The sequence below is a fragment of the Flavonifractor plautii ATCC 29863 genome (assembly GCF_000239295.1).
Lineage (GTDB): Bacteria > Bacillota > Clostridia > Oscillospirales > Oscillospiraceae > Flavonifractor > Flavonifractor plautii.
The window spans coordinates 1-3,434 of record NZ_JH417723.1; the positions used below are offsets into that span (position 1 = coordinate 1).

At 48.3% G+C, this 3,434-nt stretch carries 5 protein-coding genes; 3 read left to right on the forward strand and 2 right to left on the reverse strand.

Going from position 1 to position 3,434, the window contains the following annotated elements:
* Nucleotides 1-94: 94 nt before the first annotated feature.
* The gene (locus HMPREF0372_RS07210) at nt 95-1,237 is read right to left on the reverse strand and encodes a DUF4317 domain-containing protein (RefSeq protein ID WP_007490229.1); all 1,143 of its coding nucleotides are present in this window, start codon (nt 1,235-1,237) and stop codon (nt 95-97) included.
* Between the two features lie 191 nt (nt 1,238-1,428).
* Nucleotides 1,429-1,752, reverse strand: a complete 324-nt coding sequence (locus tag HMPREF0372_RS07215) for a helix-turn-helix domain-containing protein (protein WP_007490231.1) — start codon at nt 1,750-1,752, stop codon at nt 1,429-1,431.
* A gap of 193 nt (nt 1,753-1,945) precedes the next feature.
* On the opposite strand from HMPREF0372_RS07215, the gene HMPREF0372_RS07220 reads away from it, so the two are divergent.
* From HMPREF0372_RS07220 to HMPREF0372_RS07225, 3 genes are all read left to right on the forward strand, one after another.
* Complete coding sequence (locus HMPREF0372_RS07220) at nt 1,946-2,434, forward strand: hypothetical protein (protein ID WP_039996860.1); 489 nt, start codon at nt 1,946-1,948, stop codon at nt 2,432-2,434.
* A 50-nt stretch (nt 2,435-2,484) separates the two neighbouring features.
* A complete protein-coding gene (locus tag HMPREF0372_RS20050) occupies nt 2,485-2,658 on the forward strand; it encodes a hypothetical protein (RefSeq protein WP_007490236.1) in 174 nt (57 codons plus the stop codon).
* A gap of 90 nt (nt 2,659-2,748) precedes the next feature.
* On the forward strand, nt 2,749-3,434 hold a 686-nt coding region (locus HMPREF0372_RS07225), incomplete at its 3' end, for a hypothetical protein (RefSeq protein ID WP_007490238.1).

Genomic DNA, 3,434 nt, shown 5'->3' on the forward strand with positions numbered 1-3,434 from the left:
TCAAAAAATTGTCCTTGACATTGGAACCAGTTTAAACAAACAATATCTGGCCTTAAAGGTTATACCGCCTTGCGTTGTGTCCGGCTTTTGAAATTTAATCGTCTTTCTGTGCAGCTGTAATGCTGACAGCAAAACCGTTGACCTCCACGCCATCTTCAGTAGGGATTAGGAGGTACTTGCGCCCGTTGATAATTTGAGTTTCCACCAGGTAACTATACTCTGGATCAGCAGAAATGGTGATCTCAGGTGTCTTGATTTCAAAGCGGCTGCTGTCGATCAGGTTTGCCGGATTCAGGACAACCCCCGAACCAAACTGCTCGCCGCAGTTTTCCTGGAATGCTGCCACCTGCTCATCCGCAATCCCGCAGCTTTGAAGAATTTGCCCTATTTCTGAGACGCTCATCTCCAGGGGTTCCAAACTCCTGCTCTCCCTGTGCTCCTTGATTTTCTCACGCAGCTGTTCATGAACAGTCTGCATCACTTCCAGACTGCAGTCAAACGCATCGCTCAGAGCTGACTGGAATGCTTCCTTCTGCTCGACGGCAGACATCGGCGCTTCCACATGGAAGATCGCGTCAATGAACTCCTGGTGAATTTCATTGGCCTTCCTGCTGTAAAAGAGAGCGTTATAGATATTTGCTGCCCGGTCATCGAATGCCGGGAAGAGAAAACCCAGCTCAGGAGGAGCGACGGTTTGCCCGGCAGCACAGTGGAATTCATTGTCACCGGGAAAATATCCCAACTCTACCTTGCCCTCCTTGATGGGGCACACAACACAGACGATGTAGGTGAACACCTCATCCGAGGCATCCGCTTGCAGGGAATCATCCTTGCCCCGATGGGGAACATCGTAGCTGTCACAGGTCAGGAGCAGCAGGTAACTGCTGTCCCCCATGTCCAGACTGTCAATTACCTTGTGGTAAAAGGTCTGGCGGGCCTCGTTGTCCTTAAGCTGGGAATCCCGCAGTGTGGTGAGCAGGCGGTGTTCCTCACTGTCCACTACCTGCTGAGTGGAGAATACGATATCAATGAGGTTTTTCCCCAGGGAACCGGACAGTCCCTTCTTCAAAAGGCTCAAATACTTCTCGGCCTCCTCCTGCGGCATCATGCCCAGGGATTCGTCCAGATCGGAAACGATCTCTTTACTGCTGTTGACATAGCATCCATAAACACGGCTGATGGCGCTTTTTTCCGGGCGAAAACGGCGCCGCAGCTCATTGATTTCTTTTTGGTTCATTTTTTCCTACCTCGCTTTGTAATTGGAACGGTTGGTAACAGACGATGAATTCCATTTTAGTGGAAAGAGCTTGAAATTTCAATAGCCGGAAGTTCTTTCCCCAAGAGCGCAAAAAAGAAACCGCCCATGTCAGAAACTATCAGGAACTGACTGAGCGGCATATTTTTCATGTCAAACGCCAGTAGGAGCGGTTATTTTCTGATCCAGTCCAGAAAAACAACTACTTTCTCCAAGTCTTCATCCGGAAGGGCAAGCAGCTTCTTGCCTATGATCCCACGCAGGGAATCCGGATCGTCCATAGGAGCAAAGAAAAGAGTTGGCGTCAAATCAAAGTATTCCATGATGTTGAACAGCTCTCGGAGAGAGGGCATAGAAATTCCATTGGTGATGCTTCTGATGTAAGAGCCGCTCTTTCCAAGCTCCAGGCTCATCCGATGCTCAGAAACACCCTTCTGTTCCCGCAGCTCTGTGATGCGGTCCCGCACAAACGCTTCATAGCGGCGGTTATCGTCCATGATCCTCTCCCTCCAATCTCTGTTTATTATTTTAATATAAGGGAGCGTTGCGGGTTCGTACTTAAATCATCAACTTTCGCTTCACACAACGAATAATTAGTGATTTAATTATTAAAATGGGCGTGAGCTTTATATTTCTATTATGAATCACAATCAATAAAATATGACTGCGACTGTGTATGAGGGCTGTCAGATGGGAAACTGCTTTTTTATAGGGCATAGGGAGACGCCGGATCGGGTGTACCCAACTCTGCTTGAAACCATAGAGCGTCATATCACGGAATATGGCGTATCTGAATTTGTGGTGGGACAGTATGGAAGCTTTGACCGTCTGGTGATCCGGGCACTGTCGCAGGCCAAGCGAGCGCACCCGGATATTACGCTGATGCTGATGACCCCATATTACCCAGTCAACAGAAAGGTGGATCTGCCAGAGGAGTTCGACGCTCTGTTCTATCCGCCGGATCTGGAAACGGTCCCCAAACGGCTTGCCATCGTCCGCGCAAACCGATATATGGTGGAGCGCAGCGATTTTCTCATCGCCTATGTGCGGCATCCGGCCAGCAATGCCAGAGAACTGCTGGAGTATGCCGGGACGGGAAAGAGAAAGGAAAAAATCCACATCACAAATTTGGCTGAGGAGCAAATCTCTCTTCCAAAGAAAACAGATGATGTGATATAATAAAATAGTAAAGTATACCCATTTAGAAATTTGTAACCCGAGGTCTTTCTATGGAAGAAAAACTGGGACAGTCCACGGCTGTTCTGTTCAAATATGAAAAAATGATTTTGGCTGAAGAAGAAACCACATCCGCTGGTGGATGTGGAGTCTCCCTTGCGGCCTTTTCGCGCCCTGCGTCAGCCTGTCCAAGTGACAGGGTGTCGCGGGGCACTTTTGCTGCTTAGGCCATGTGTTGGTTTGTGTAAGCCACAAGAGTTGCACTTTTTAGAAAACAATGCTTTCTTGCATAAGTGACGACAGGAAAGGAGAAAGTGATGGATCAAATAACGCAAAAGGGGCGGCAAAAGAGGGAAATCCCCATAGCGGGAGTGCTCCTTGCAGTTCTTTTTACCATAGATGTGTTTGTTGTTAGTTTCTATCAGATTGTCCAGACTTGCGGCGGAATCGTCTTTGGCTTTTATAAGCTCATTGCCATACTTCTTGCTTTTTCACACTTCTTTTTTGGACTGCTGGTGCTCCCGGTCTTGCTGGTTATGTTTATTGTGCAGGCGGTCAGACGCAGGAGGAACCGGAGATATATCAGAAATTGTGTGCTCTCCATCCTGTGGTGTCTGATCGTATTCCTGGCTGGGAGTTTCATTGGCTGCCTGTCTCCCGCAATCGAGCAGGTCATAGTGGATCTCAAAATACAAGGCTATCAATCGACCGTCGATAGAATCCACAGCGGGGAGCAGATGGCCCGATATGCGGATATGACAGGTGGCGCCAAGGGCAGCGAAGATGTGGCCTTCTTTCAATATTCAACTGGTGAAAGCAAAGAGGACGACGGCCAATTTTATATGACGCACGTTTATATCATTTACTCCGAGGATACCTCCTGTGATGTAGAAGCGATCAAGGAGCACGCAAAAGGGTCCCCGCTTTACGATCTCAGCGAGATGGAGATGCTGGAGATCAAAGAAAATTGGTATGTAGGTTTGTCAAACATATTGGACGGTGA

Excerpts from the sequence above, each read along its gene's own strand:
- HMPREF0372_RS07210 (WP_007490229.1), bottom strand. The coding sequence starts at position 1,237 with ATGAACCAAAAAGAAATCAATGAGCTGCGGCGCCGTTTTCGCCCGGAA.
- HMPREF0372_RS07215 (WP_007490231.1), bottom strand. The coding sequence starts at position 1,752 with ATGGACGATAACCGCCGCTATGAAGCGTTTGTGCGGGACCGCATCACA.
- HMPREF0372_RS07220 (WP_039996860.1), top strand. The coding sequence starts at position 1,946 with ATGGGAAACTGCTTTTTTATAGGGCATAGGGAGACGCCGGATCGGGTG.
- HMPREF0372_RS20050 (WP_007490236.1), top strand. The coding sequence starts at position 2,485 with ATGGAAGAAAAACTGGGACAGTCCACGGCTGTTCTGTTCAAATATGAA.